This window comes from Sphingobacterium sp. UBA7249, from assembly GCF_002472835.1.
Classification (GTDB): domain Bacteria; phylum Bacteroidota; class Bacteroidia; order Sphingobacteriales; family Sphingobacteriaceae; genus Sphingobacterium; species Sphingobacterium prati.
The window spans coordinates 333710-359886 of the sequence record NZ_DKST01000025.1 but is presented as its reverse complement, the minus strand read 5'-3'; the positions used below and the strand labels follow the sequence as shown (position 1 = coordinate 359886).

The 26177-nt window shown below is 39.7% G+C and carries 12 protein-coding genes; 11 read left to right on the top strand and 1 reads right to left on the bottom strand.

The window, feature by feature from the left end:
* Nucleotides 1–8: 8 nt before the first annotated feature.
* Complete coding sequence (locus B4A24_RS18075) at nucleotides 9–1391, bottom strand: TolC family protein (protein WP_293946430.1); 1383 nt, start codon at nucleotides 1389–1391, stop codon at nucleotides 9–11.
* A 500-nt stretch (nucleotides 1392–1891) separates the two neighbouring features.
* On the opposite strand from B4A24_RS18075, the gene B4A24_RS18070 reads away from it, so the two are divergent.
* From B4A24_RS18070 to B4A24_RS18020, 11 genes are all read left to right on the top strand, one after another.
* Nucleotides 1892–3145: an efflux RND transporter periplasmic adaptor subunit gene (locus B4A24_RS18070; protein ID WP_293946429.1), complete on the top strand. Its 1254-nt coding sequence runs from the start codon at nucleotides 1892–1894 to the stop codon at nucleotides 3143–3145.
* Between the two features lie 83 nt (nucleotides 3146–3228).
* On the top strand, nucleotides 3229–5604 hold the full coding sequence (locus tag B4A24_RS18065; protein WP_293946428.1) for an ABC transporter permease: 2376 nt from the start codon (nucleotides 3229–3231) through the stop codon (nucleotides 5602–5604).
* Nucleotides 5605–5639: 35 nt separating this feature from the next.
* Entirely contained in the window at nucleotides 5640–8006 is a 2367-nt protein-coding gene (locus B4A24_RS18060; protein ID WP_293946427.1) for an ABC transporter permease, read from the top strand.
* 100 nt (nucleotides 8007–8106) lie between these two features.
* The gene (locus B4A24_RS18055) at nucleotides 8107–8790 is read left to right on the top strand and encodes an ABC transporter ATP-binding protein (RefSeq protein ID WP_104385115.1); all 684 of its coding nucleotides are present in this window, start codon (nucleotides 8107–8109) and stop codon (nucleotides 8788–8790) included.
* 103 nt (nucleotides 8791–8893) lie between these two features.
* A complete protein-coding gene (locus B4A24_RS18050) occupies nucleotides 8894–11311 on the top strand; it encodes an ABC transporter permease (protein WP_293946426.1) in 2418 nt (805 codons plus the stop codon).
* Between the two features lie 48 nt (nucleotides 11312–11359).
* Nucleotides 11360–13735, top strand: a complete 2376-nt coding sequence (locus B4A24_RS18045) for an ABC transporter permease (protein WP_293946425.1) — start codon at nucleotides 11360–11362, stop codon at nucleotides 13733–13735.
* A gap of 207 nt (nucleotides 13736–13942) precedes the next feature.
* Nucleotides 13943–16360: an ABC transporter permease gene (locus B4A24_RS18040; protein ID WP_293946424.1), complete on the top strand. Its 2418-nt coding sequence runs from the start codon at nucleotides 13943–13945 to the stop codon at nucleotides 16358–16360.
* Between the two features lie 54 nt (nucleotides 16361–16414).
* Nucleotides 16415–18817, top strand: a complete 2403-nt coding sequence (locus tag B4A24_RS18035; RefSeq protein ID WP_293946423.1) for an ABC transporter permease — start codon at nucleotides 16415–16417, stop codon at nucleotides 18815–18817.
* Between the two features lie 48 nt (nucleotides 18818–18865).
* Nucleotides 18866–21274, top strand: a complete 2409-nt coding sequence (locus B4A24_RS18030) for an ABC transporter permease (protein WP_293946422.1) — start codon at nucleotides 18866–18868, stop codon at nucleotides 21272–21274.
* Between the two features lie 53 nt (nucleotides 21275–21327).
* Nucleotides 21328–23709 carry an ABC transporter permease gene (locus B4A24_RS18025; RefSeq protein ID WP_293946421.1) on the top strand — a complete coding sequence of 794 codons (2382 nt, stop codon included), beginning with the start codon at nucleotides 21328–21330 and terminating at the stop codon, nucleotides 23707–23709.
* Between the two features lie 33 nt (nucleotides 23710–23742).
* Nucleotides 23743–26106, top strand: a complete 2364-nt coding sequence (locus tag B4A24_RS18020) for an FtsX-like permease family protein (protein ID WP_293946420.1) — start codon at nucleotides 23743–23745, stop codon at nucleotides 26104–26106.
* Nucleotides 26107–26177 lie beyond the last annotated feature (71 nt).

Sequence of the window (26177 nt, the reverse complement as noted above, 5' to 3'; positions counted from 1 at the left end):
TAAGATAACTATAAATTTAACGAGCCTGCGTAATAATCATTGATATATTTTTGTAGCAACCATTCATATTGCTTGACAACCAATTGGATCTGACTGTTATCGTATTTATTCTTCGCTGTTAAAAATATGACCGAATTACTATTCCCTAACTCGAATACAACCTTGGCGATGCGAAACGATTCGGCGTAATTTGTGTTTTGCTCATGCAATTGCACTATCGTATTGCTCGCATTCCTCAGGTTAAAAACGGCATTTGAAGTCTCGGCTCTTAAATTATTTACGGCTATCTCCCGTTGGAATTTAGTTGATTCTAAATCCAGTTTAGCTAATTTAACATCATTCCTAACCTTAAACCTATTAAATACAGGGATTGAAAGATTTAGCGAAACGTATTTCCCAACATTATTTTTCATCTGATACCAATAATCCCCGTCCATTCCATTTTTGGAATAATTCGAATTCAACCCACCGTTTAACGATAAAGAAGGCCAATAGGATGATTGTGCTATTTTGATATTCTTTTCGGCCGCTTTAATTTTCCAATCTAGCGCCGGAATATCCGGCAGGTTTTCCGTAGCCAATTTATAAAGTGTTGCAGCATCTAATTTCTGCGCGTCTGTTGTCAACTCCAATGCTTGTAAATCGCCCAACTGCGCTTCGTCAATATTTAAAAAACTAGCCATTTTCACACGATTCATATTAAGAATCTGTTTATTATTTTCGATCGAATTGATATCATTGGCAAGTTGCCCCTTCAGATCATAATAATCCCCAGGATTAATCGCGCCTTCTTTTTGCATTGCTTCGGCACGACGCACCTGCTCACGGGTCACTTCGGTCTGCAATTCAGATTGCTTCAAAACATCTTGTGCTGTCAATACCTGGATGTAAGCCGTAATGACATCAAGTTTCAATGCATTAACCTGAGAATCAAACTCTAGTTTTCCAGCCGTCTTCGCATCAGCTCGCATCCGGATATCATTTAATATCCGAAATCCATTAAATACCGGCACGCTAGCATCTAATGAGAAATTCCCAGAAGAGTTATTTCTGGTAATGTACTGATTTGTGGAGTTATCGACTGAACGCCCCGAGGTAAGGCTATGACCTAGTTGTCCATTTAAATTGGGCAATCGATTCGCCTTTGCTTGTGAAAGATTCACTTCAGCGCGTTTTACATTGAGTTCATTCTGCAACAAAGTAGGATTAGCTTTAACAGCTAATTGGATACATTCAGTCAAACTACGCTTTGGTCGCTGATTTTCACTATTGACGGTTGATTCCTTGTTGAAGACAGCCTTCTCTTCTATTCCCTGCTCACCTTGTTGTGCGTCCACTTTCGCGTAAGCCAGCAAAAAACATAATGTACTATATATATAGATTCTCTTCATATCCACTTTTTGTTTCCAAACAGACCATCGCCATGCCAAACAACGAAAACACTATATATCAAATAGATACAAAAAATGTGTTTTCAAAAATGTTCGTTAATGAACAGTCGGTGTGCGTAGTTGGACAATAGTCTGTTCCATTCCAGAAATCTCAGCGCATAAATAAAAACATTCACATGATCAAATCCCCTCTTTATTTTATTATTCATTGAACATGCTATGGATATTGAACGATTCTTCTACGCTTGTAACCGAACAAGCTCCGAATAAGTACCGAGTAAATACCGAATAAGCTCCGTTTAAACATAGAAATTAGTCTTAATCATATCCCGCTATCCTATTTAAATAAGTTGTAAAAAACTGTAGGCTGTACGTCTCCGTACAAGAAGTGTCCGCTATCGAACACTGAATGCAAAGGAAAACAAAATAAACAACTACAAATCAACACGTTAAATTATTGGCACAGCTTTCATAGTTACATACCAAATTGATATTAAATTATGGACAGACCTTTAGAAAAGAAGAAGTGGAATAGCAAACGTATCATGACCATTGTAGGGGTTGCTGGCATCGTTGGATTAATCGGTGCTAGCTTTTATTTTACCTCAGGCAAAAGCAAACTCAATGTAGAGGCTGACCGCATCTCCATAGTCGAAATAAAAAATGGAAACTTTCAAGAATTTATCCCGATAAATGGTACAGTTCTTCCAATCAGCAGCATCTATTTAGACGCTTCTGTGGGTGGTCGCGTAGAAGAAAAATTTGTTGAGGATGGTACTGTCTTAAAAAAAGGAGATCCTATTATGCGCCTATCCAATACAGATCAAGAGCTCACACTGGTTCAACAGGAGACTCAGGTATTGAACCTATTGACACAGTCGCAGATCGCCCAGACGAATGCACAACAGGCATCTATCAACAATCGTAATCAGATGGCTGATGTAGAACAGGCCTATCGAGAAGCTGAGCGTGTCTATAATCTGAATAAAAAATTACTTGGAGAAAAAGCGATAGGTACACAAGAATTCGAGAAATCGAAGAACGAATATAATTATCAAAAGGAACGTGTCCACTTGACCAAACAGATCCTAAAACAGGACGAGATCTCCAATGCGCAAAAGACCAATCAGGACAAGCAGACTTACCAGCGTACACAGAGTGCATTGGAGTTAATGAAAAGAAAAATTGGTGACCTGATTGTCCGGGCACCTGTCGATGGCCAGTTAACAGCTTTTGATGCCGAAATCGGTCAAAATAAAAATGCAGGCGAGCGTTTAGGTCAAATCGACGTTTTGACAGGTTTTAAAGTTCGTGCCGATATCGACGAGCATTACATTAACCGCATTTTTCCTGATTTGCAAGGTGAGTTCTCCATTGGTGACAAAACCTACAAACTTCGCATTAAAAAGGTTTATACACAGGTAACCAACGGCCGTTTTCAAGTCGATATGGAATTTATCAATGACGTTCCCAAAGGGATCCGCCGCGGGCAGACTTTACAGATCCGTCTTGCCTTAAGTGATGAAACGAAAGCATTATTATTAGCTAAAGGTGGTTTCTATCAGCAGACTGGTGGCAACTGGATCTTCAAATTGGATAAAAATGGAAGCACAGCATATCGTGTGGATATCCAGCTAGGAAGGCAAAACCCCGAATATTATGAGGTCATCAAAGGTCTACAACCGGGCGATAAAGTTATCGTATCAAGTTATGAAACCTATGATAAGGTACAGGAGCTAAATATTAAAAAATAAAATCGCATAGCGGTTATTGAAAAGATAAACTAGAAGAGACATCCAATCCTTTCAATAGCCGCTATTATAAGAGCATAAGAACAATGATAAAGAACGCGATCAAAACTGGAATTCGTTCCTTACTGACAAACAAGAAGTTTACACTTCTGAATATTGCTGGGCTAAGTATTAGTCTAGCGGTCGTTATTATCATTGCTCTTTGGATTACGGATGAGCTATCCTTTAACAAGGTCTTTAATAATTCGAACCGGGTCTATGAACTTTCCGCAAACTTTGATAAAGAAAATGATCAATTTGTGCATGCGGGCCCACCACCGATTGCTATTTATGGCAAATCAAAAATTCCAGCTATTGAAGAAATCTGTCGTATAAGCGCGGGGCGGAATATACAGTTCAATAAAAATGAACTCATGACCTCGGAATATGGTGTGTATGTTGATAGCACCTTTAACAAGGTATTTGATAGTTCTATAAAGTTATTGAACCCTAATAAATTATTCCAGGGGAAACAGTCTATAGTCATTACAGAGAAGATTGCTAATAAATACTTTAAAAATGAAAACCCTTTGGGAAAAACGCTCTATTTAGAAGTCGATCCTATTCTGAAAACAGGTAAACAACCCTTCTTAATTACCGCTGTAGTCAACAACTTTCCAAGTAATAGTTCACTTAAGGCTGATTACCTATTGCCTTTTGAATTATTGAACAGCCTTTCCAAAGAACCATTGGATGAGAAATGGGGCAATTTTCAATATTATATCTATTTTCTGTTAAAACAAGATAGCAAATCAGCCCAAGTAGCGGAGCAATTGACTGCGATTCAAAAAAGCAATTTCCAAGGAAACCCATTGTATAGCAAATTCGCTTTCTTTCTACAAAAAATAACACAGTTAAATTTATACACCCCTAAGGGTGACAATAACGGTATACAGTCCATTTATATATTCGCGATCATTGCCTTTGTCATATTACTGGTTGCCTGTATCAATTACGTCAATTTAGTCACTGCTAGGGCTACAAAAAGAACAAAAGAAATCAGTATACGCAAAATAATTGGAGCCAATAGAAATCACTTATTTCTTCAATACTTTATTGAATCTGCTGTATTATTTCTGATTTCTCTATTTATAGCAACAGTGATTGCTTATTTAAGTATTCCATTTTTTAATACAATCGCGGAAAAGAATATTCAATTCAGCCTACTTTCTCCTGAATTATGGTATATCTTTCTGCTCACTTTTATAGCAACTGTATTTATCGCAGGAATCTATCCTGCAGTACTTTTTTCAAGTAGCAAGCTTTTGAGTCAATTAAAAAATAACAATACCTTATTTGGTAATAAGAATAATCTTCGAAAAGGTCTTGTTGTCTTACAGTTCTGTTGCACCGTGATACTTATTGTTACCACTTTTATTTTCGAAAAACAGCTCCGCTACATGCGCAACAAAGACCTGGGCTACGACAAAGAGAATGTCTTTCTATTTGAGCAGAAAAACTTTTTAACGCATTATGAGGCTGTTCGCGACGAATTACAGAAACAACAGGGTATTTTAGGTGTAACGGCCGCCAGCAATGATATCAGTAACATCGGCTCTGAAACCGCAGATATCGATTGGAATGGAAAAAACCGCATGCAGTCCAATTTCTTTATCAGCCGAGTTGCCATAGACCCAAATTTCACGTCCGTATTGGATATCAAATTAACCGAAGGAAATGGTTTTAAAAACAACCCTTCGGATAGCAGCCATGCTTTGCTCAATGAAACAGCAGTTAAACAAATGGGGCTAAAGAATCCGATTGGACAAACCATCACTTTTCAGGGTAAACAATTGACTATTGTGGGAATTATGAAAGACTTTAATTTTAATGATCTTAAAACAGCGATAAAACCTTGCATATTTTTTTCGGGCATGGGTTATGCACTCGGTGGCATGTATGTCAAAACAAGCCCAGGGCAGGAAAAGCAAGCGTTGGGTACTGTCCAAAAATTATGGAATAAATATAATCCCGAATCAGCATTCAATTATTCTTTTATGGACGAATCTTTTGATAAAATGTATAAAAAAGATGTTATTCATGGAAAACTTGTCCAACTATTTGCTACCATTACGATCTTGCTTTCATGTATTGGTCTGTCGGGACTTGTATTGTTCAGTACAGAAGCTAAACTTAAAGAGATCGGAATCCGCAAAACCTTAGGCGCATCCAAACAAGATATTGTCATGATGATCGGGAAAGATTACATGGCCCCCGTGATACTTTCTTTTCTTATTGCATTTCCCATTTCTTGGCTTATCATTTCAAACTGGCTTAACAATTTTGTTTACCGCACGTCAATAGATCCTTGGATTTTTTTACTGGCAAGCCTAATAACTATTTTATTGGTGGTCCTTACAGCAGGATCTGTTTCTCTGAAAGCGGCAATGGTTAATCCAACAAAGATTTTAAGGGACGAATAGAAAAATACAGAACAAATAATAATACAAGATACACGATGATTAAAAACTTTATTAAAACCGCACTTCGCAATCTTTGGAAAACCAAAGGTTACAGCTTCCTCAATATTTTTGGCCTGGCGGTGGGGATTGCTGCGGCATCGTTGATTTTTTTATGGGTTGAAAATCAGTTGAGCTACAACGACAATTTCGCCAACAAAAAGGACATCTACATTGTCAAATCAAAACAGACATATGATGGTGCCACCTACGTTTTTCAATCTACTCCAGGACCATTTGCACAAAGCATTGAGAAAGAGATTCCAGGCATTAAACATACGGTGCGTATGAGCTGGGATACACCAATGCTGTTTTCTGTCGGCGACAATAATATATTTCAAACTGGGGTTTATGCTGACGGCAGTATTGCTGATGTACTATCCTTGGAATTTCTGGAAGGTGACAGAAAAACAGCCTTTGATCAAGTCAATAATATCGTATTATCAGAAACAGCAGCGAAAAAATTATTTGGTAATCGCCCCGCATTGGGAAAAACTGTCAAAACAAACAATAGCGAGCCATTTATTGTAGCAGCAGTAATTAAAGATTTACCCAAAAATAGCAGTTATGATTTTCAATGGCTCATCCCTTTTAAAAAGTTCGAAACTGGACAAGATTGGCTGAAAAACTGGGGAAACAACGGCCTACAAACACTCGTTCAAATCGAGGAAAATGCCAACGTTGAACAAATCAACAGGTTGATGATGGATTTCGTCAAAAACAAAACCAAGGGTGAAGTCACTTTCTCGCAAAATTACCTTTATCCAATGGAACGTTGGATTACCTACAATCAGTTTGATAACAGTGGTATCGAAAAAGAAGGTGGCATCAAGAATATTCGGCTATTTACCTTTATCGCCTGGGTGGTCTTGCTGATTGCCTGCATCAACTTCATGAATCTTGCAACCGCAAGGTCCGAAAAAAGAGCAAAAGAAGTCGGTATGCGCAAAGTGGTTGGTGCAAGCCGCAAATCACTCATTATGCAATTCTTGGGAGAATCCCTTGTATTGGCAATTATTTCCTCTATCGTGGCCATATTGCTGATATACATCTTTATCCGTCCTTTTAACACCATGATCGGCCAAGAACTTCAGGTGAACATTTTGGCACCTTCACACCTCTTATTTCTGACGACAATAACATTGGCATGTGGACTATTTGCAGGTAGCTATCCAGCATTTTTCCTTTCTGCATTCAAGCCACTTTCAACGATCAAAGGGGGTAAACAGAAGACAGGTAGTGGAAGTCTAATACGCAAAGGTCTGGTAATCTTGCAATATACAGCATCCGTTGTATTGATTATCTGTACCATTATTATCTATCAACAGATTCAGCATAACAAAAATAGGGATCTCGGATTTGATAAGAGTCAAGTATTGACAACAGCACTTCAAGGCGATATGGCCAAACATCTACCGCTGATTAAAAATCAATTATTGGCAACGGGAGTCGTTCAAGAAGTCGGTGTCAGTGATATGAGTATCCTTAATATCAACTCCAATACATCCGGCTTTAGCTGGGATGGAAAAGATCCAAATGCGAGTATTTTGATTGGCATGTTGAGTGCAGATGAGGGCCTTATCCCAGCTTTGGATTTAAAGCTATTTGACGGTAGGAACTTTCATAAAAATTTCATGGGCGATAGTACGTCGGTTGTTATCAACGAAGCATTTGCAAAGCTTATCCGAAAAGATGGCCTTGTTGCCGGTGACATCATCAGTTACGGTGAAGAAAAACTCACCATTGCAGGGGTCGTCAAGAACTTTGTTTATAACAATGTATATGCCGATCCTGAGCCGATGCTATTTCTACCGATGAATAAAGATAATGGTATCATGACCATCAAGACAAAGGCTGGAATCGACTTACCAAATGCCATTCAACAAATCGAAAAGATTATTGTCAAAAATAATCCCGGCTTCCCCTTCGACTATAAATTTTTGGATGATAGCTTCAACAATAAATTTAAAGATGAACTTTTTGTACAGCAGTTATCCAGTGTATTTGCCTTAATGTCCATCATTATTTCCTGTTTGGGATTATTTGGTCTAGCTGCATATGCAACCGAACAACGCGCCAAGGAAATCAGTATTCGCAAAGTATTGGGTGCCTCTGTCTCAGGTCTTATCCAGATGCTCAATCGCGAGTTTGTCATTCTTGTGGCAATATCGTGCATTATTGCCTTTCCGATCGCTTGGATAATCATGAGCAAATGGTTAACCAACTATGCACATCATATCCAGATTTCATGGACTATTTTTGTCATCAGTGGTCTGACGGCGACTATCATAGCTTTATTGACAATAAGTTCTCAGGCCTTTAAAGCAGCAGTAGCCAATCCGACCAAAACACTCAGAGACGAATAAACAGACAAATAAACAATTTAAAAGAATATATTAAACAGCATATTAACAGCCTAAAGCGATTGCCAAGGGCCCAAAACATAAAACCATGAGCGCAAAAAATATGATTAAAATAACCAATCTTCAAAAGTATTACCGCACGGAAGAAGTGGAGACTGTGGCATTGAACAATTTGAACATTCACGTAAAAGAGGGTGAATTTGTCGCCGTGATGGGTCCATCTGGTTGCGGCAAATCCACCTTACTGAATATTATCGGTTTATTGGATGATTTGGACGAGGGAAGCTACCTATTTAACGAAATCGAGGTGGCCAAATTTAAAGAACGCGGTCGCTCGGATCTTCGTAAACATAATATTGGTTTTGTATTCCAGAGTTTCAATCTAATTGATGAGCTGACGGTATTTGAAAACGTGGAACTTCCTCTTGTCTATACCAACGTACCTGCGGCAGAACGCAAGAAACGTGTCGAGGAAGTATTGGAGAAAGTACAGATCATGCACCGTCGCAACCACTTTCCGCAACAGCTTTCCGGGGGACAGCAACAGCGTGTGGCCGTTGCCCGTGCGGTCGTCAATAATCCGAAATTAATTCTTGCCGATGAGCCTACCGGTAACCTGGATTCCAACAACGGTAATGAAGTGATGCAGCTCCTGACCGAATTGAATGAGGCTGGTACAACCATCGTCATGGTAACCCACAGTGAACACGACGCCAAATTTTCGGATCGTGTCATTCGCATGCTGGATGGACAGGTTATTATGGAAACAACATCATTAGGATCCTAGCAAAGCTAGTGGCCCATTTTAAGGACAAGAAATGTTCTTAAAGATCTAAAGCGCTTACCAATACAGAATCAAGTGCTATTAAACGAGTTTAAAGTATAAAACGATGAAAGGTTTAAAATTAATTTTAAGACAATGGGGACGTAACCGTCTGTTTACCTTCCTTAATATCATCGGTCTGGCGATCGGGATCAGCGCAAGCTGGATTGTATTTCGAATTGTCAACTACGAATTCAGTTTCGACCGGAATCATCCCGACAAGGAACGGATTTATAAACTTTACTCGGCCTTTAAGGAAGGTGAAAATATCCATCGTTTTGATGGGACCCCCTATCCTCTAGGTGCTTATCTCGGTGCTAATTTAAAGAAAGATCTGACCGGATTGGAATTGGTTGCACCTATCGCTAATCGATCATTTGAAAGCATCAAGGTTAAGCGTTCCAACAATGAAACCTTGGAGTTCAATGAGCAGGACAAAATTATTTCTGCTACTGTGGACTATTTTAAACTTGTTCCCTACAAATGGATTGTTGGTAATCCGAATACCGCACTCAAAAACAACAATGAAATCATCCTGACGGCTTCCCGCGCAAGGCAATATTTCACCGATGCAGACTTAAAATCTCTTCTCGGCAAGACTATGCAATACGATGATCAGCTTCTTACCGTGACCGGAGTTGTCGCCGACTTAGACTATCCGAGCAGTTTTATCTCCAAAGAATTTATCCGTGTAACCCCCAATCCTCAGGAAGCAGAGAATTGGGAAAATTCAAGTTCAAATTTCCATGTTTATGTTAAATTAACTGAAAACGGTAGTCCCGCGCAAGTAATTGGCGCTGCAACCAAAAAGTTCAATGAGATGGTCGGAGACAAATTCAAACAGCACAATATAACGGCTGGCTACGAATTAGCTCCGCTTACTGGATTACATTTCAATAAATTCGTCTTAAACAGCAGCGACAAGCAGGTCATGTTTGGACTTATTGGCATTGCGGCATTTTTGCTTATACTGGCCAGCATTAATTACATCAACTTGACGACAGCCCGTGTTCCCGCCCGGGCCAGGGAAATCGGCATTCGAAAAACATTGGGCGAGCAACCCCGACACCTGACATTGTCTTTTATCAAAGAAACCTTTTTTACCTGTCTATTTGGGCTATTATTCTCCTGGCCATTGGTCAAAATATTTGAACTTACCTTTAGTTCATATCTCCCGCAAAATATAAATGCCTATTCAGATGGTTTATCCGTTTTTGTCTTTTTATTGGGGCTTATTATCCTACTAACGTTGATTTCAAGTCTGTATCCAGCCTACCTTATTAATAAAGTACATGTCGTCGAAGCCATAAAAATACATGCGGCCGATAAAATTTCCTTTGGTAGTATTTCACTCCGCAAGATTCTCATCGTCTTTCAATTTGTGATCGCTCAGGCTTTTGTCGTACTGACAGTGATCATGGGTTTACAGTTACAGCATGCTTTACACAGTAATGTTGGCTTTCAGGATGATGCTGTTATTACCCTCAAACTGCCCTATAAAAAAGCAGAAGATTCAGGTAAAAGTCCGTTTCTTTTGAAAGAACTTCTCCAAAAATATCCTGAAATCGACCAGGTTTCGCTAGGACACCTCCCAATGAATAACGATCAATGGGGAAATAATATCATGATGCAGAGCGATACCGGTCAGATCTTGGTCAATATGCCTTTTAAATATATTGAAGAAAATTACCTGGATGTATTCCAAATGAAATTACTGGCCGGGCGGCCCCTCAAACTTTCGGATACAACATCAGGAATACTGATCAATCAAAAGGCCATTAGTAAGTTTGGATTTAAAACTCCGGTGGAAGCACTCGGAAAAACCGTAACTGTAAACGATCGTCCAACCACAATTGTAGGCATACTGGCCGATTTCCACAACTTTAATCTCCATGCTCCGATAGAGCCCCTTGCTATGCAAATCTCAACCAACAAGGGCACGCTGCAGAATATTAATATCAAATTAAATGGAGATCCTAAAAAATGGCATCAGGCAATCGCATCCATTAAGACTGAATGGAAAAACGTATATCCAAATGCCCCATTTACTTATCAATTTTATGACGAGCGGATCAAGGAACTCTATGAGAAAGATTATCGCTTTTATAAAATAATCAATTTGTCAACATCCATTACCATTTTATTAAGCTGCTTGGGATTGATCGGATTAGTGACATTAACTACACACCAGCGGACAAAAGAGATCGGTATACGAAAAATTTTGGGCAGCACGATCAGTGGGATTGTGCTACTGCTATCCAAAGATTATATCAAACTAATTGTTATCTCGATCCTAATCGCTACACCGATTGCCTGGCTAGCGATTGATAGATGGCTAACAGACTTTGCTTTTAAAATAGAGCTCAGCTCGTGGATGTTTATCATTCCAGCAATAGTAACTATTGGCGTAGCATTTTTAGCCATGAGTTATCAATCCGTCAGTGCTGCCCGTGCAAATCCGGTGGATAGTTTAAGAGATGAATAAAACAGTAAAGAAGCTCAATAGTAATCAATACAATAAACACCTATCTCTATGATAAAGAATTATTTAATAACGGCAATCAGAGAATTAAGGAAAAGAAAATTCTATACCGCTATCAACATATTAGGTTTATCGGTCAGTCTTACAGCCTCGATATTAATTATTCTCTGGGTACAGGATGAACAAAGCTTTGATAAATTCCATCCAGACTATGAGCATATCTACAAAGTCAATGCTCATTTAGATCCTGAGCACAATGGTTCTATATGGGGCACTTCTCCAGGTCCGATTGGAAACTATGCACAAAATGTACCTGAGGTGGAGTACGCAACGCGCGTTTCACAGGATTATAATAGCACAGTGGTCAATGATAAGCTGAAACGTCCCGTAACAGATATGAACATATATTATGTTGATGGCAATTTTTTCAACATGTTTCATTTCCCCTTGCAAGAGGGTTCTCTTTCAGGTTTTCAAGCAAATTACAAACAGGCGCTTATCACCCCATCGACAGCCGAAAAACTTTTTAGTAGCCAGCAGGCTATCGGAAAAACTTTCCGTTATCAGAAAGATCTATTCACCGTGGCGGGTGTCCTAAAAGATATCCCACAAAACTCCTCCATGCAGTTCGACGTCGTTATCCCACTGGGTTATCATGCACAGCGATTTACAAACTGGGGCGGTAATGGCAAATGGAACACAATCGATGAAGATATGGGCAGTTACAGTTTTTCAACCTATGTTAAGCTCAAACCCTACGCTTCAGCAGCAGTCATCGGGAAATCCGTCACAGACTCCTATACCAAAGCTCGCGACGGTGAAAATTCGACCGTATTTGTTTTAGACCCCTTAAAAACCATGCATCTAATTGCTCCTGACGGCAATAAATCAACGCTCCGCATGGTGCAGATTTTTGGGATCATTGCCATATTGCTGTTGGTCATCGGTGCGGTAAATTATGTCAATCTGAGCACCGCCAGGGCATTGGATCGGGCTAAAGATGTCGGTATCCGCAAAATAATCGGTGCCAACCGTCTCCACCTATTCCTACAATTCCTTACAGAAACGGTTGTTGTATTCCTTTGCTCGCTGCTAATAGCTTTCATTCTTATATTGATCCTTCATACAGGATATAATCAGATTGCACAAAAATCAATCAGCTTTTCTTTCCGTAATACCGCGATATGGCTGTACATTGGCGCTGCGATTATAGGTACATTGGGTCTGTCCAGCATATATCCTGCGATACAACTTTCATCATTCAATCCAATCCATTCGTTAAAAGGAAAATCCGTAAAAGGTATTTCCTCAAATACAATGCGCAAAATATTGGTGGTTTTCCAATTTACGCTCTCCGTGACGCTGATTGTATGTACGTTGGTAATCCGAAACCAATTGGCCTTTATCCAAAAGATCAATCTTGGATATGACAGAGATCATGTCATGACCCTTGGCCTTCCAGAGGAAGCCTATAAACATATGGATGCGATACGAGCCGAACTCAACAACAACAACGCTATACAGGCTGTCTCCTTGTCCGGTGTTTACAATATGACGGATTTCGGAAATGCCACTGGAGACATAGAGTGGCCGGGCAAGTCCAAAGACAACAAACTGATTGTTGCACAGGCAACCATTGATAAGGATTTTATCCCTTTGATGAATATGCAATTTCTGGAAGGAAAAAACTTTACCGGCATGCCGACTGATTCGTCTGGATATATCATCAATGAGACCTTGGCAAAACAAATGGGTTTAAAACCGCCATACGTGGGGTCCAATATGAGTTTTCATGATATCCCGGGACAAATTATTGGTGTGGTAAAAGACTTTCACTTTAAATCCATCAAAGACAAAATAGGCCCGATGGTCTTCTGGACACGTTGGGGAGCGGGTACTTTATATGTCAAAACAAGTACAACAAAAGCTCCAGAGGCAATTAAGGCTTTAGAAAAGATCTATAATCGCTATCCTTCCGATGCTCCATTTAATTATACATTCATTGATCAGCAGTTTGACAATTTGTATAAATCGGAACACCGAACAGGCCTGTTATTCAACATTTTTGCGGGCATCGCAATTTTTATATCCGCTTTGGGTCTGTTTGCGCTGGCAACGCACGAAGCACAAATGCGCATAAAGGAAATCGGAATCCGCAAAGTACTCGGAGCAAGTACCTTTGGTGTCGTCAGACTACTGGGCAAAAATTTCGTGATCCTCGTTTCCATTGCCATTTTGATAGCATGCCCTATCGCAGTTTACCTGATGAAACAATGGTTGAGCAATTTTGCCTATAAAACAGATCTGGACGTACAAACTTTTGTCCTGGGAAGTATTTTGGCCTTGCTGATCGCAATTATCACCGTTAGCTATCAGGCCGTTCGCGCAGCTTTGAGCAATCCAGTAGATAGTCTAAGAGATGAATAAAAGAAGCTCAATAGTGATCAGAGAAAGTGATGGGTATCAGAAATGATCCCATTACGATCTCTACACGATTATTTCATTAACAAACAAGAGGCATTGGCCAACCTCAAAATAGTTTAAAAGATGAATACATAAAATAATGAAGAGCTCATAAGGCAATTACTAGAAACAGATAACCTATATAACTGAATAAATTAAAAAACAGCATCCATGATACAAAATTATATAAAAATAGCTTGGCGTAATATCCTTAATAATAGAGGGTATGCCACCATAAATATCGTAGGCCTTGCCATTGGCCTGGCTTGCTGTTTATTAATCGTTATTTATGTACAGAATGAACTTTCCTACGATAAATACCATGCTAACAAAGACCGCATTTATCGCGTCGTACATGACTATAAAGAAGTCGGTAACACAGAGCAGCATCAGATCTGGGGGAATGCCCCAATTGGTGATGCCTTGAAAGCCGATTTTCCAGAAATCGAGAAGGTCGTTCAATTCTCAGGGCTAACCTCTATCCTACTCAAACAAGGAGATAAAAGGTTTCAGGAAGAAAATGTATTCTTTATGGATTCTACAGCATTCGATGTATTCAGTTGGAAAATTTTAGCTGGTAATCCCCATACAGCACTAAAAAATGCGTATTCCGTTGTATTAACAGAGAGCACAGCTAAAAAATATTTCGGCGACCAGAGCCCTATTGGCAAAACAATTGAAGGTGGGCTCGCTGCCGGCCGCGCAGACGCAGGTCTATATACCGTGACAGCTGTGATGGCTGACGTACCCGCAAATTCACATTTTACCTTCGATGCTCTACTCTCAATGAGTACATTCCGAAAAGCAAGGCCCGATATCTTTGAAAATGAAGGCTGGGGCTATGTGGATTTTTACACATATTTTCTCGCCTCAAAAGACTTTGATCCTATCAAATTCAATCAGAAGATACCTGATTTTCTCAAGCGACATATCCCGGTGCAAGAAAATGCCAATTCTAGATACAAATTCCATCTGGAGCCCATGCTTCAGGCTTATATGCATTCTACGGCAGATCGTCAACCCGGAGCGACTGGTAGCTATCAAAATTTGTATATTTTCACGATCATCGGCGGATTTATTCTGCTGATTGCCTGTGTGAACTTTATGAATCTGGCCACTTCCAGATCCATGGAACGTGCCAAGGAAGTCGGTGTTCGAAAAGCAATCGGCGCTAATAAAAGTAATCTGATTCTCCAATTTATGTCTGAATCGCTGGCTCTTGTCTTTTTCAGTGGATTATTGGCAATTGTTCTTGTACTTGCTTTTCTCCCTTTTTTAGAAGCATTTTCCGGAAAACACCTGACCTATTCATCATTAATAAATGGTACTACTTGGTCAATATTTCTTTTAGCAACAACCTTAACCGGACTTTTAGCAGCAAGTTACCCAGCATTGATCTTGGCAAGCTTTAAACCAATTCAAGTTCTTAAAGGAGCTTTTAGCAACAGTAAAGGCGGGACATTGTTACGTCGGGGTCTCGTCGTTTTTCAATTCTGCCTTTCCATTGCACTGATTGCAGGTACTGTGATCGTATTTTCGCAATTGAATCAGTTGCAACAGCAAGACCTTGAATTTCAAAAAGCACAACGGCTAGTCATCGATTACAATTTTGACGAAAAAGTCAACAATAACTTAGAGGCAATCAAAAATACACTCGCAAAGGATAAAGATGTACAGTCGGTGACAGCTTCACGCACCGTTCCGGGAGCATTTTTTCCAAATGCAGGAACAGAGATTATGTCAACAGATGGAAAAATGACCAATTTCGCTCCATCACTTTATGAAGTAGATATAGACTTTATCCCCAATATGGGCATTAAGATGGTTGCGGGAAGAGCTTATTCACGTGATTTTCCAGCAGATAGCGCCCATTCACTTGTGATTAATGAAGCGGCAGCTAAATTATGGGGCTATTCAAACCCAGAAGATGTTATCGGAAAACAATTCAGACAATGGGGTAAAGAAGGTACTGTCATCGGTGTTGTTAAAGATTTTAATTACCTTTCTTTACATCGTAAAATTGAACCGTTAGCCTTACGCCTTGAACCAAGTAGCAGCCGTTATTTAGCCGTCAATTTACAACATGTCAATCAGCAAACGATCGACAGAATCGGTAAATTATGGGCTGAACTCGCCCCTCACCGTCCCTTTCTATATAGTTTCTTAGATGATAATTTTAACCGTCAATACGAAGCTGATTTTAATTTTAGAAGACTCTTTACTGCATTTTCAAGCCTTGCCCTTTTCATTGCTTGTCTAGGTTTACTGGGACTTGTGACTTATACGGCGCAACAGCGCACCAAAGAAATCGGGGTGCGGAAGGTTCTCGGTGCATCCATCTATAATTTAGTGATGTTGCTTTCTTCCGATTTTATCCGACTATTGGTCATCGCCATTTGTATCGCCACACCATTATCGTGGATAGCGATGAACAAATGGCTGGACAATTTTGCGTACCATATTGAACCAAAATGGTGGATGTTTGCTTTTGCTGGGTTGTCAGCCGTTGTCATTGCCCTGATTACCGTTAGCTACCAAACATTTAAAGCCGCTAGAGCTAATCCAGTAGACAGTCTGAGAGACGAATAAATAGCATAATCCAGAAACAACTTTATATATAGCAAGACACAAATACATACGATCATGATCAAGAACTACATAAAGACAGCATGGCGGACCATCGGAGCCAATCGATTTTTCAGTATCCTTAATATTAGTGGACTGGCTATTGGGATCTGTGTATCGCTATTATTATTTGCCTTTATCCGACAGGAATTGAGTTTTGATACCATGTATTCAAAAGCTGGTAATATCTATCGGGTCTACATGAAACTTTCCCCAGAATATAATCAGGAAAAAATGATCACGCTACCTAATGCGGTAGGCCCAGCCTTAAAATCAGATATTACGCAGGTGGATAATATGGTTCGTCTCGTAAAAGACGGCTACGGTGCAACAGCTTCTATACGCACCGAGAATAATAACTTCTCCGAAAAACAATTATACCTTGCAGATTCGACTCTATTCTCCATATTCGATTTCCAGTTTATTGAAGGAAATGCACGTACGGCTTTTTCGAACAAAAAGAGCATTGTCCTTTCCCAATCTTCAAAAGAAAAATTATTTGGTACACGGGCAGCAGTCGGCAAACTAATCAGCATCAATCAACGGGATACCGTACAGGTAACCGGAGTCTTTAAAGACCTTCCGGTCAATAGCACAATAGATTGTAACATGGTCATGAATATTATGGATTCATGGATGGGACAAAATGTGCACTGGAGCAATGCGAGCTACGAAACTTATATCGTATTAAAAAACGGAGCAAATTCGGCAACTATTGCCCAAGAAGCGACGAAATTGATTGATAAATACATTGAAAAAGACCACCAATATTATACGCAATTTTTCTTACAGCCATTATCTAAGGTACACCTCTATTCATCAGATCTAACGAAAGGTGTTACGACACGTGCCGGGAATATAAACATTGTTAGGACACTATCGGTTCTTGCTTTTTTGGTCATCGTGATTGCATGTATCAATTACATGAATCTAGCGACAGCCAAATCACAGAAAAATGCGAAACAAGTAGGTGTCAATAAAGTACTTGGCGCTACGCGTAACCAACTTATCGTGCGGTTCTTTGTGGAAACTGCTACGATCAGTCTCTTCGCGATGCTCATAGGGGTTATCCTCGCCGTCATATTCATTCCCGCATTCAATTTAGTCGGCAAGACCGATATGACAATTCAACATCTTCTTAATTGGAATATGTTGGGGATATTGGCATTCGCATGGCTGGTCATTACGTTCGTTGCCGGCAGCTATCCAGCCCTATTTCTTTCAAACATTAAATCGATATCCTTAATGAACAAAGGATACAACAAACAAGGAAAAACAGTCCTGATCAGACAAATACTGGTTGTCTGCCAATTTTCTATTTCGATCGTACTGATTATCGGGATCAGTATTATGCTAGCGCAAATGAATTTTATACGGAACAAGGATTTAGGCTATAAGCCTGAAAATGTTGTCTCTATTTCTATCCGTTCTTTAAAAAGTCAGAAAAAACTCCAGACCCTTAGTCAGCAGGTTCAAAACCTAACCAACACAGTATCCACGACCTTGGCACAATCTATACCCGGATTTAATGAAAGTGGAAAAACAACTTATAAATTAACAACCGACAAGCAAGGCTTACCGACTTCAACCTGTGTTACCTATGGCAAGACAATCAATACTTTGGGATTAAAATTACTTGCGGGGACTGATTTACCTGATGTTATCGGACGTACGGATTCAACATGCTATGTATTGATCAACGAAAAAGTAATGAAGTTTTTAGGTTATAAAACACCTGAGGACGCTATAGGAAAGCATATCGTTACAGAGATGAGTGCAACTAATTCCATTATAACCGGTATTGTTCGCGATTTTAATTATACGAACCTGAAATCTGAGATTGGTGGATATAGCTATTATACGATGAATGACCCCTCTGAATCTCCACGAAATTTGTTGATCCGCTATAAAACAGCAGATCTTCAGAGCTATATTGAAGAGGTAAAAAAGATCTATACCACTATTGCTCCCGACGCAGCATTTGATTTTTCTTTTTTAGATCAATATGTACAAAATCAATATGAAAATGAAATTCGTTCATCCAATGTCATGACCCTATTTTCATGTTTGACTTTATTTATTGCCTGTCTGGGTCTATTGGGACTGGCAGCATACACCGCCGAATCAAGGAGCAAAGAGATCGGCATCCGTAAAGTTCTCGGCGCAAGTATGACCAGCATTATTCATTTGCTCTCCGCTAACTACATCAGATTGATCTGTATTGCGTTTCTGATTGCCGGACCAATTGCTTATTACTTATTCAGTAGCTGGCTAAATGATTTCGTGTACCGCATCGAAATGCCCTGGTGGGCTTATGTAGTCGCCGTCCTGACAGTTACACTAGTGGCTTTTATAACAATTGGATTCCAAACTTTCAAAGCTGCATTGCTGAATCCAGTAAACAGCTTACGGGACGAATAGCAATACAGATTATAGTAAAATGTAGGATTAACAAAAAACGAAGTAACAATGATTGCAAATTCACTTAAAACAGCTTACCGTTTTTTAAAAAAACATAAGTTGATTACGTTCATCAATATCACGAGTCTCGCGATTGGTATTACGGCGACTCTTGTTATTTTCTTAATGATCCAATACGATTATAGTTTTGACAAACATGTTCCCAATCAAAAACAGGTCTATCGCGTTGTCAATAACGGTGAATTCAAAAACGCTGGTGTTTACGTACCATTAGTACGTACCATGCAATCCGAGTTGCCCAACTTGGAAGCGGTAGCCCCTATTTATCGTAACCATGTACAGAAGCTTAAGATTTCCTTGGCAACAGACAAATTTCAGGTTTTCCCAAAAGAACAACAGATCGTCTTTACGAATAGTCAATATTTCGATATTTTCCCATATAAATGGTTAGCTGGAAATGCCCAGACCTTAAATACAGCCGGCAATATTGTCCTTACAAAAAAGGCTTTGGAAAAATTCTACGGAAAAGAACTTGCTTCCAATGTGATCGGCAGGACCATCATTTATGCCGATAGCATTCCGCTTCAAGTTGCTGGAGTGATCGACAATCCACAGCATAATTCTGATTTCAATTTTGAAAGTTTCATAGCCGATGCGACAATCCCACAGGACAACAACCTAAAAAACATGTATACTTGGGAAGCCTGGAACAACATATCCGACTCCCATCAGGTACTCATCAAAACAAAAGCACAAAGTATTCCACATCTATTGGAACGCAATATCGCTAATCTCCTTAAAAAATATAAATATAAAGAAGGAGAGAAAATCAACGATAAACTTGAATTACAGGCGTTGGAAGATATTCATTTTGACACGAGATTCAACTATGACGCTACTCATCCGGGAACGCTTCGTAATCTGATCCTGCTGGCCTTTTTCCTCCTCGCTTTGGGAGCTGTGAATTTCATCAATCTATCCACAGCTCAGTCCATTGAAAGAGCAAAGGAAGTGGGCATTCGAAAGACATTGGGCAGTTCTAAAGCTACATTGATCAAACAATTCTTACTAGAAACATTCCTAATTACTTTATCTGCAACAATACTTGCTGTACTATTGCTTCCTCTATTCTTACATGTCTTTGAAGGATTTATTCCTAAAAACTTAAATTTAGATCTTTTGGACAAAACGGTTATTGTTTTCTTTCTGTTTGGGCAATTGATCTTAGTTACCTTACTAGCCGGATTTTATCCTGCTTGGGTACTGACAGGATATGCGCCGGTACTGGCGCTCAAAAACCAACTCGGAAAAAACACCAATCTTTCCCGCAGCTCGTGGCTACGCAAAGCACTGACGATCTTTCAGTTTGTCATGGCCCAGGCTTTTCTCATTTGTGTGCTCATTGTCGTTCGCCAAATCAACTATGTCACCCATAAGGATATGGGCTTTCAGAAAGACGCCATTGTCAATGTCTACATCCCTGGGGCTTTCCAAAACTCTGCCAAAGGTGTCGTCCTTAAAAACCAGCTCAAGAAAATAACGGATATCAAGGCCATTAGCTTTGGGAATATCGCACCAGCGATGAACGGCTGGATGACTACCGCAATCACGTACGATCAATCGCCAAACAAAGAATCTTTGACCTTCGATAGCCGGTCGGGTGATGAAAATTATTTAGATGTCTATCAGATTCCACTTTTAGCAGGAAGAAATGTCCGTTTACGGGATTCAACAAGTGAAATGTTGATCAATAGAAAGGGACTCGAGTTACTGCATATCAAGAATCCTCAGGAAGCCATTGGTAAAACCTTCGAAAATGGACAAAACATCATTGTTGGTGTAATGGAAGATTTTGATTTGGCTTCTGCACGACAAGGGGTTAAACCGGTCCTGTATACAGGCAGCAAGACAGGATATGTACTCCATATTGCATTAGACCAATCGCATCCTGAAAACTGGAAAAATGCAATTGATAAAATAACATCAAGCTACAAATCGGTGTTCCCTGATGACGAACTGGATCTGCGCTTTGTGGATGAGGTTATTCAAAACTTTTATACACAAGAGAGACAGCTCTCTAAGCTCTTATCTTGGGCTGTAGGGCTCTCTGTATTTATTGCAGGATTAGGTTTATTTGGGCTAGCGATATTTACAGCCAATCAAAGGACAAAAGAGATTGGTATACGTAAAGTTTTAGGTGCTTCTGTTTTCCAGATCACATTTTTACTGCTTCGAAACTTACTTTCCCTGGTTGCCATAGCCTGTTTGGTTGCCTTTCCCATCGCTTATTACTTTATGCATAATTGGTTAAATGATTTTGTGTATCGCACTACAATAAATCCGTGGATTTTTGGTTTGTCTGCCCTGAGCTTGATTGCTTTCGCAAGCGTCGTTCTATCAGCCAAAAGTATTATGGCAGCAAAAGCTAACCCAGTAAATAGTTTGAGAGACGAATAGATCAAATTGAACTTTCGTTTATAACATGAATTAAACATTTAAATCCCACAGCAATGATAAAGAACTTCATAAAAACCGCATGGCGAAGTATTTTTTCCAACAAATTCTATAGCGCCATTAATATTTTAGGATTAACAGCAGGATTAGTTGTGGGGATATTCTTATTGCTTTGGATTCAGGATGAACTATCCTATGACCGCTTCCATAAACATCAACGATCCATTTATAAAATTGGTATAGAAGGCGGTACTGGCATATCAAAACGGATCTTTGGGTCCATCATTGCTCCTGTTGGAAGCTCTGCTAAGAAGGAGATTCCTGAAGTCCAGGATGCTGTACGCATATTTAAAATCGGTGATGCCGCCCTAAAATACAAGGAGAAAAGATTCAATGAAAAGAACCTTGCATTTGTGGACCCTAGCTATTTTAGTGTTTTTGACTTTTCTTTATTGCAAGGCGACCCAAAGCAACCTTTCCCTGATAACAATTCCGTTGTGATCACCCAAAGCACGGCACACCGCTATTTTGGTAATGAAAATCCAATTGGAAAAACGGTAATATTGGGCATTGAGGACCTCTGTGTTGTCTCTGGCATCATTGCCGATTATCCGGAAAACTCTACCTTTCAATTTCAGGTCTTACTGCCGATATCGCGATTCAATGAACACGCTTATATCAAAAACAAAACGACCTATGACAATAAAACCTTTCTATCCTCCATGGATGAAGATTGGTCCAATTTTTCGTTTGAAACTTATCTACAGTTGAGACCTGATGCCAACCCGGCAACTATCGCGCAAAAATTACAATCCATACACGAACGGAATAAACCCGAAGATGCCCCTGTACCGTACGTTACGCAAGCGCTGGCAAAGGTACATCTGTATCAGATGGACGGTAGTGATGGGGGAATAGGCACTGTTCGAATTTTTATAGGCGTAGCCATCATGATCCTTGTCATCGCAAGCATCAATTATATCAATCTTTCTACTGCACGTTCTTTGTCGCGCGCCAAAGAAGTGGGTATTCGTAAAATTATCGGGGCCGGTAAAAAAGAACTTTTTTTCCAATTTATATTGGAAACAACCCTACTCTTTACCATTGCCTCAACCCTGGCATTAGCAATCGTTTTTAGTTGTCTTCCTTTGTTTAATAACTTCTCCGGAAAACATATTTCTCTGCAGCTCAGCAATCCTACGCTATGGACAAGTATATTGACCATGCTTTTCGGTACATTGCTGCTCACCAGTATATATCCCGCCCTCCTTTTATCGAAATTTGATCCGATTAAGGTATTAAAAGGTCGGTTTGCCCTAAAAAATTCCAGTGCGCGGAAGATACTTGTTGTCTTACAGTTTACAGTCTCTATTATCCTGATTACGCTGACAATTGTTATCGGTCGCCAATTGGATTACATAAAACATCAAAATTTAGGCTACGAAAAAGATCATATTATTTCTATTGGCATGGCACCAAAGATGTCAAAGCATTTTGATGCAGTCAAGGGTGAACTTCTAAAAAATAAGGATATTGATGCCGTTATCCGTCTTGGTCGAGATATGGTCTATGGGGGTGGTTCCACTGGAGACAACGATTGGGATGGAAAGCCCAGCAAATCAAATCTTTGGTTCAATATTACATATTCGGACCAGTCTGCGCTTAGCTTTTTTCAGATAAAACTTACGCAAGGTCGTAATTTTACGGGCTCAACAGCGGATTCAACACATTTTATTATCAATGAAACGGCAGTACGCGAAATGGGGCTAAAAGATCCCATTGGCACACGTCTACGGATTAGAACCGTTCCCGGAACAATTATCGGTGTGGTAAAAGACTTTAATTATGCAAGCGCGAGGCAGAAAATTGAGCCGATGGTATTCCAGTACAGTCCCAAAGATTGCTGGCAACTTTATATCAAAACAACAGCTTCCGGAGCTAAATCCGCATTGAACTCAATGCAACAGATTTGGAAAAACTATTATGATGATATGCCTATGAACTATAGTTTCCTTGATGAAAGTTACCAAAAGCAATATACGAATGAACAGAAACAAGGTACCTTATTCAATTTCTTCGCACTGATCGCTATCCTGATCTCCTGTCTAGGACTCCTGGGATTATGTACTTATACCGCACAGGTCAAAACCAAGGAGATTGGGATCAGAAAGGTTCTTGGAGCAACCGTATTCAATATTATACAACTATTAAACAAGGAATTTTTAGTCTTGGTAATTCTAGCTAATGTTATCGCTATACCAATAGCCTTGTATTGCAGCATAAACTGGCTCAATGGCTTTGCCTTTAGAACGACACTCCCCATGACTATATTTTTATACGCAGGTGGGATAACAATTGCTATTGCATTATTTACAGTTAGTTTCCAATCCATCAAAGCTGCTTACGCCAATCCCGTAAAAAGTCTGCACGATGAATAGCTTATATTTAAGGACCAAAAACAACACCATAAAATGATTCGATTATTCCTAAAAACAGCACTTAGAAATTTAAAACGCAACCCGCTAAATACAGCAATTAATATCCTTGGGCTAGCCCTGGGATTTACGGTTGCTTTGGTGAGCGCCCTGTGGATCTTAAAACAGTTTTCCTTTAACCAGCATTATAAAAACCATGACAGCATCCATCAGTTGATGATGACGGGAACTTTCAATGGTGAAAAATCTACGGATGGAACTTCCACGCCCATTCCGTTAGCTAAGGTTATTGCATCGGATTTCACCAATGAAATTCAAGAATTAGCATTGGTCACTGATATGGAAAGTAATACGATTAAAACCGGTGACAAGAAACTGAATGCCTCTGGCTTTTATGCTATGGGCAAATTTTCAGAACTATTTTCGTTGGAATCTGTACTAGGAAATACCCTCACTCCAACAGCAACCTCTAGCATCATTATCTCAGAATCATTTGCCAACGGTCTCTTGGGATCGGTGGATGTTATCGGGAAAACTATTCAGTTCAACGGAAAGGAACAGTATACGATACAAGGAGTTTATAAAGATATACCTGAAAACAATACTTTTCACGGGTTGCAGTATATTTTGCCGTTTGTAGATTACCTCCGTAAAAATGAAGGCATAGACGAAAAGTGGTCAAACTGCTTCTTTAGTACCTTTGGTAGAATCGAAAACCCGCAAAATATCCCCGGGATCGAGCATAAACTAACCAACATCTTTAGAACAAATCTGACGGATATAAAACCTGAGATCTTGTTACATCCTATGTCCAAATGGCATTTATACGACTCGTTTAAAAATGGAAAGAACGTAGGTGGGCAAATTCAGTATGTCTGGATGTTTGCGTGGATCAGTGTATTCATTATATTATTGGCCAGTATAAACTTTATCAATCTCAGTACAGCAAGAAGTCTAAAAAGAGGTAAAGAAATTGGGGTTTTAAAATCTGTGGGAGTCAATCGCCGACAACTTATTGCAGGCTTCTTGGTTGAATCGACACTGGCCGTATGTGGTGCCTTTTTGATTGCGGTGCTAATGGCGACACTGCTTCTTCCTTGGATAAATACAATTACCAATACCACATTATCCATTCCATTTAACAGCATTCAATTCTATTTATACGCCCTTCTTGGGGTTCTTACCATCGGAATGCTGGCTGGATTATATCCTGCACTGTTCCTGTCCTCTTTCAATCCGATTCTTGCACTCAAGGGAAAATTAAACATAGGCAAGGGCGGCTTCAATGCAAGAAAAGGTATGGTTGTCGTGCAATTTGCGATTTCCATCTTTCTGATGATTGCAACCTACTTAGTGATAAAGCAATTGCATTACACAAAAGACCGTCCGATTGGTTACAAAATTTCAAATCTCATCAATATCAATGGCAGTGAGCTGATTGTAAAAAATTTCGATGTCCTAAGAAAGGAATTGATCAGTCAGCGTTTGATACAGGACGCCTCTCTTTCTTCGAGTTCCATTAATCGCCTCTCCTTATCTGGTGGCGGTTTTAATTGGCAGGGGAACGAAACAAAGGAAGGATCCATTATGGGAATTTTCACCCTAGACGACAACTTTGCCAACACTGTACAATGGAATTTTGTAAAAGGCAGGAATTTCTCCAAGGATTTCAAAACAGATTCTACGGCAGTAATTATCAATGAAGCCGCGGCCAAATTTATGGGTGTTACTGACCTAACGAGCAAACAATTATCCAAAAGAGGAATCAGCTATACTATCATCGGTATTATACAAAATACGTTATCCGAATCCCCATTTAAGTCTATTACGCCAACGGCCTATTTTCTTGATTTTCTGCCAAAAAATAAAATAACACTTCGCCTGAATGAACAGCAAGATATCAGTCAGACGATGAAAGCAATCGCACAACAATTCAATCGCTTTGATCCAGATCTCATTTTTGATTATGCATTCACAGATAAAGAATACGCCAAACAATTTAAGCAGATGGAAATGATCAAAAGCCTGACAAGCCTTTTTACAGGCCTCGCAATTCTGATTTCCTGCCTTGGCTTATATGCTCTGGTGGCATTTCTGACAGAGCAACGCGAAAAGGAAATTGGTATCCGTAAAGTGCTGGGTGCCTCAGAACTTGGTTTATGGAGATTATTATGTACCGAATACATCTGGTTAACATTGATCGGATTTCTCGTTGCTGCCCCCTTGGCTTATCTCCTAATGGAATCTTGGCTTGAAAATTATGTCTATCGCATATCAATTACATGGACTGTATTTGCGGTTACAGGCTTAACAGCCTTAGTCATTACCTTGTTGACGGTTAGTTACCAAGCGATCAAAGCAACCTGGGCAAACCCCGTGAAAACATTAAGAAGCGAATAAGACCAATTTGTTCGGGGACGGACACCAAACTGTCCGTTTCCGAACATTTAGGCTTTAAAAAACAAAAACAA

Excerpts from the sequence above, each read along its gene's own strand:
- B4A24_RS18075 (WP_293946430.1), bottom strand. The coding sequence starts at position 1,391 with ATGAAGAGAATCTATATATATAGTACATTATGTTTTTTGCTGGCTTAC.
- B4A24_RS18070 (WP_293946429.1), top strand. The coding sequence starts at position 1,892 with ATGGACAGACCTTTAGAAAAGAAGAAGTGGAATAGCAAACGTATCATG.
- B4A24_RS18065 (WP_293946428.1), top strand. The coding sequence starts at position 3,229 with ATGATAAAGAACGCGATCAAAACTGGAATTCGTTCCTTACTGACAAAC.
- B4A24_RS18060 (WP_293946427.1), top strand. The coding sequence starts at position 5,640 with ATGATTAAAAACTTTATTAAAACCGCACTTCGCAATCTTTGGAAAACC.
- B4A24_RS18055 (WP_104385115.1), top strand. The coding sequence starts at position 8,107 with ATGATTAAAATAACCAATCTTCAAAAGTATTACCGCACGGAAGAAGTG.
- B4A24_RS18050 (WP_293946426.1), top strand. The coding sequence starts at position 8,894 with ATGAAAGGTTTAAAATTAATTTTAAGACAATGGGGACGTAACCGTCTG.
- B4A24_RS18045 (WP_293946425.1), top strand. The coding sequence starts at position 11,360 with ATGATAAAGAATTATTTAATAACGGCAATCAGAGAATTAAGGAAAAGA.
- B4A24_RS18040 (WP_293946424.1), top strand. The coding sequence starts at position 13,943 with ATGATACAAAATTATATAAAAATAGCTTGGCGTAATATCCTTAATAAT.
- B4A24_RS18035 (WP_293946423.1), top strand. The coding sequence starts at position 16,415 with ATGATCAAGAACTACATAAAGACAGCATGGCGGACCATCGGAGCCAAT.
- B4A24_RS18030 (WP_293946422.1), top strand. The coding sequence starts at position 18,866 with ATGATTGCAAATTCACTTAAAACAGCTTACCGTTTTTTAAAAAAACAT.
- B4A24_RS18025 (WP_293946421.1), top strand. The coding sequence starts at position 21,328 with ATGATAAAGAACTTCATAAAAACCGCATGGCGAAGTATTTTTTCCAAC.
- B4A24_RS18020 (WP_293946420.1), top strand. The coding sequence starts at position 23,743 with ATGATTCGATTATTCCTAAAAACAGCACTTAGAAATTTAAAACGCAAC.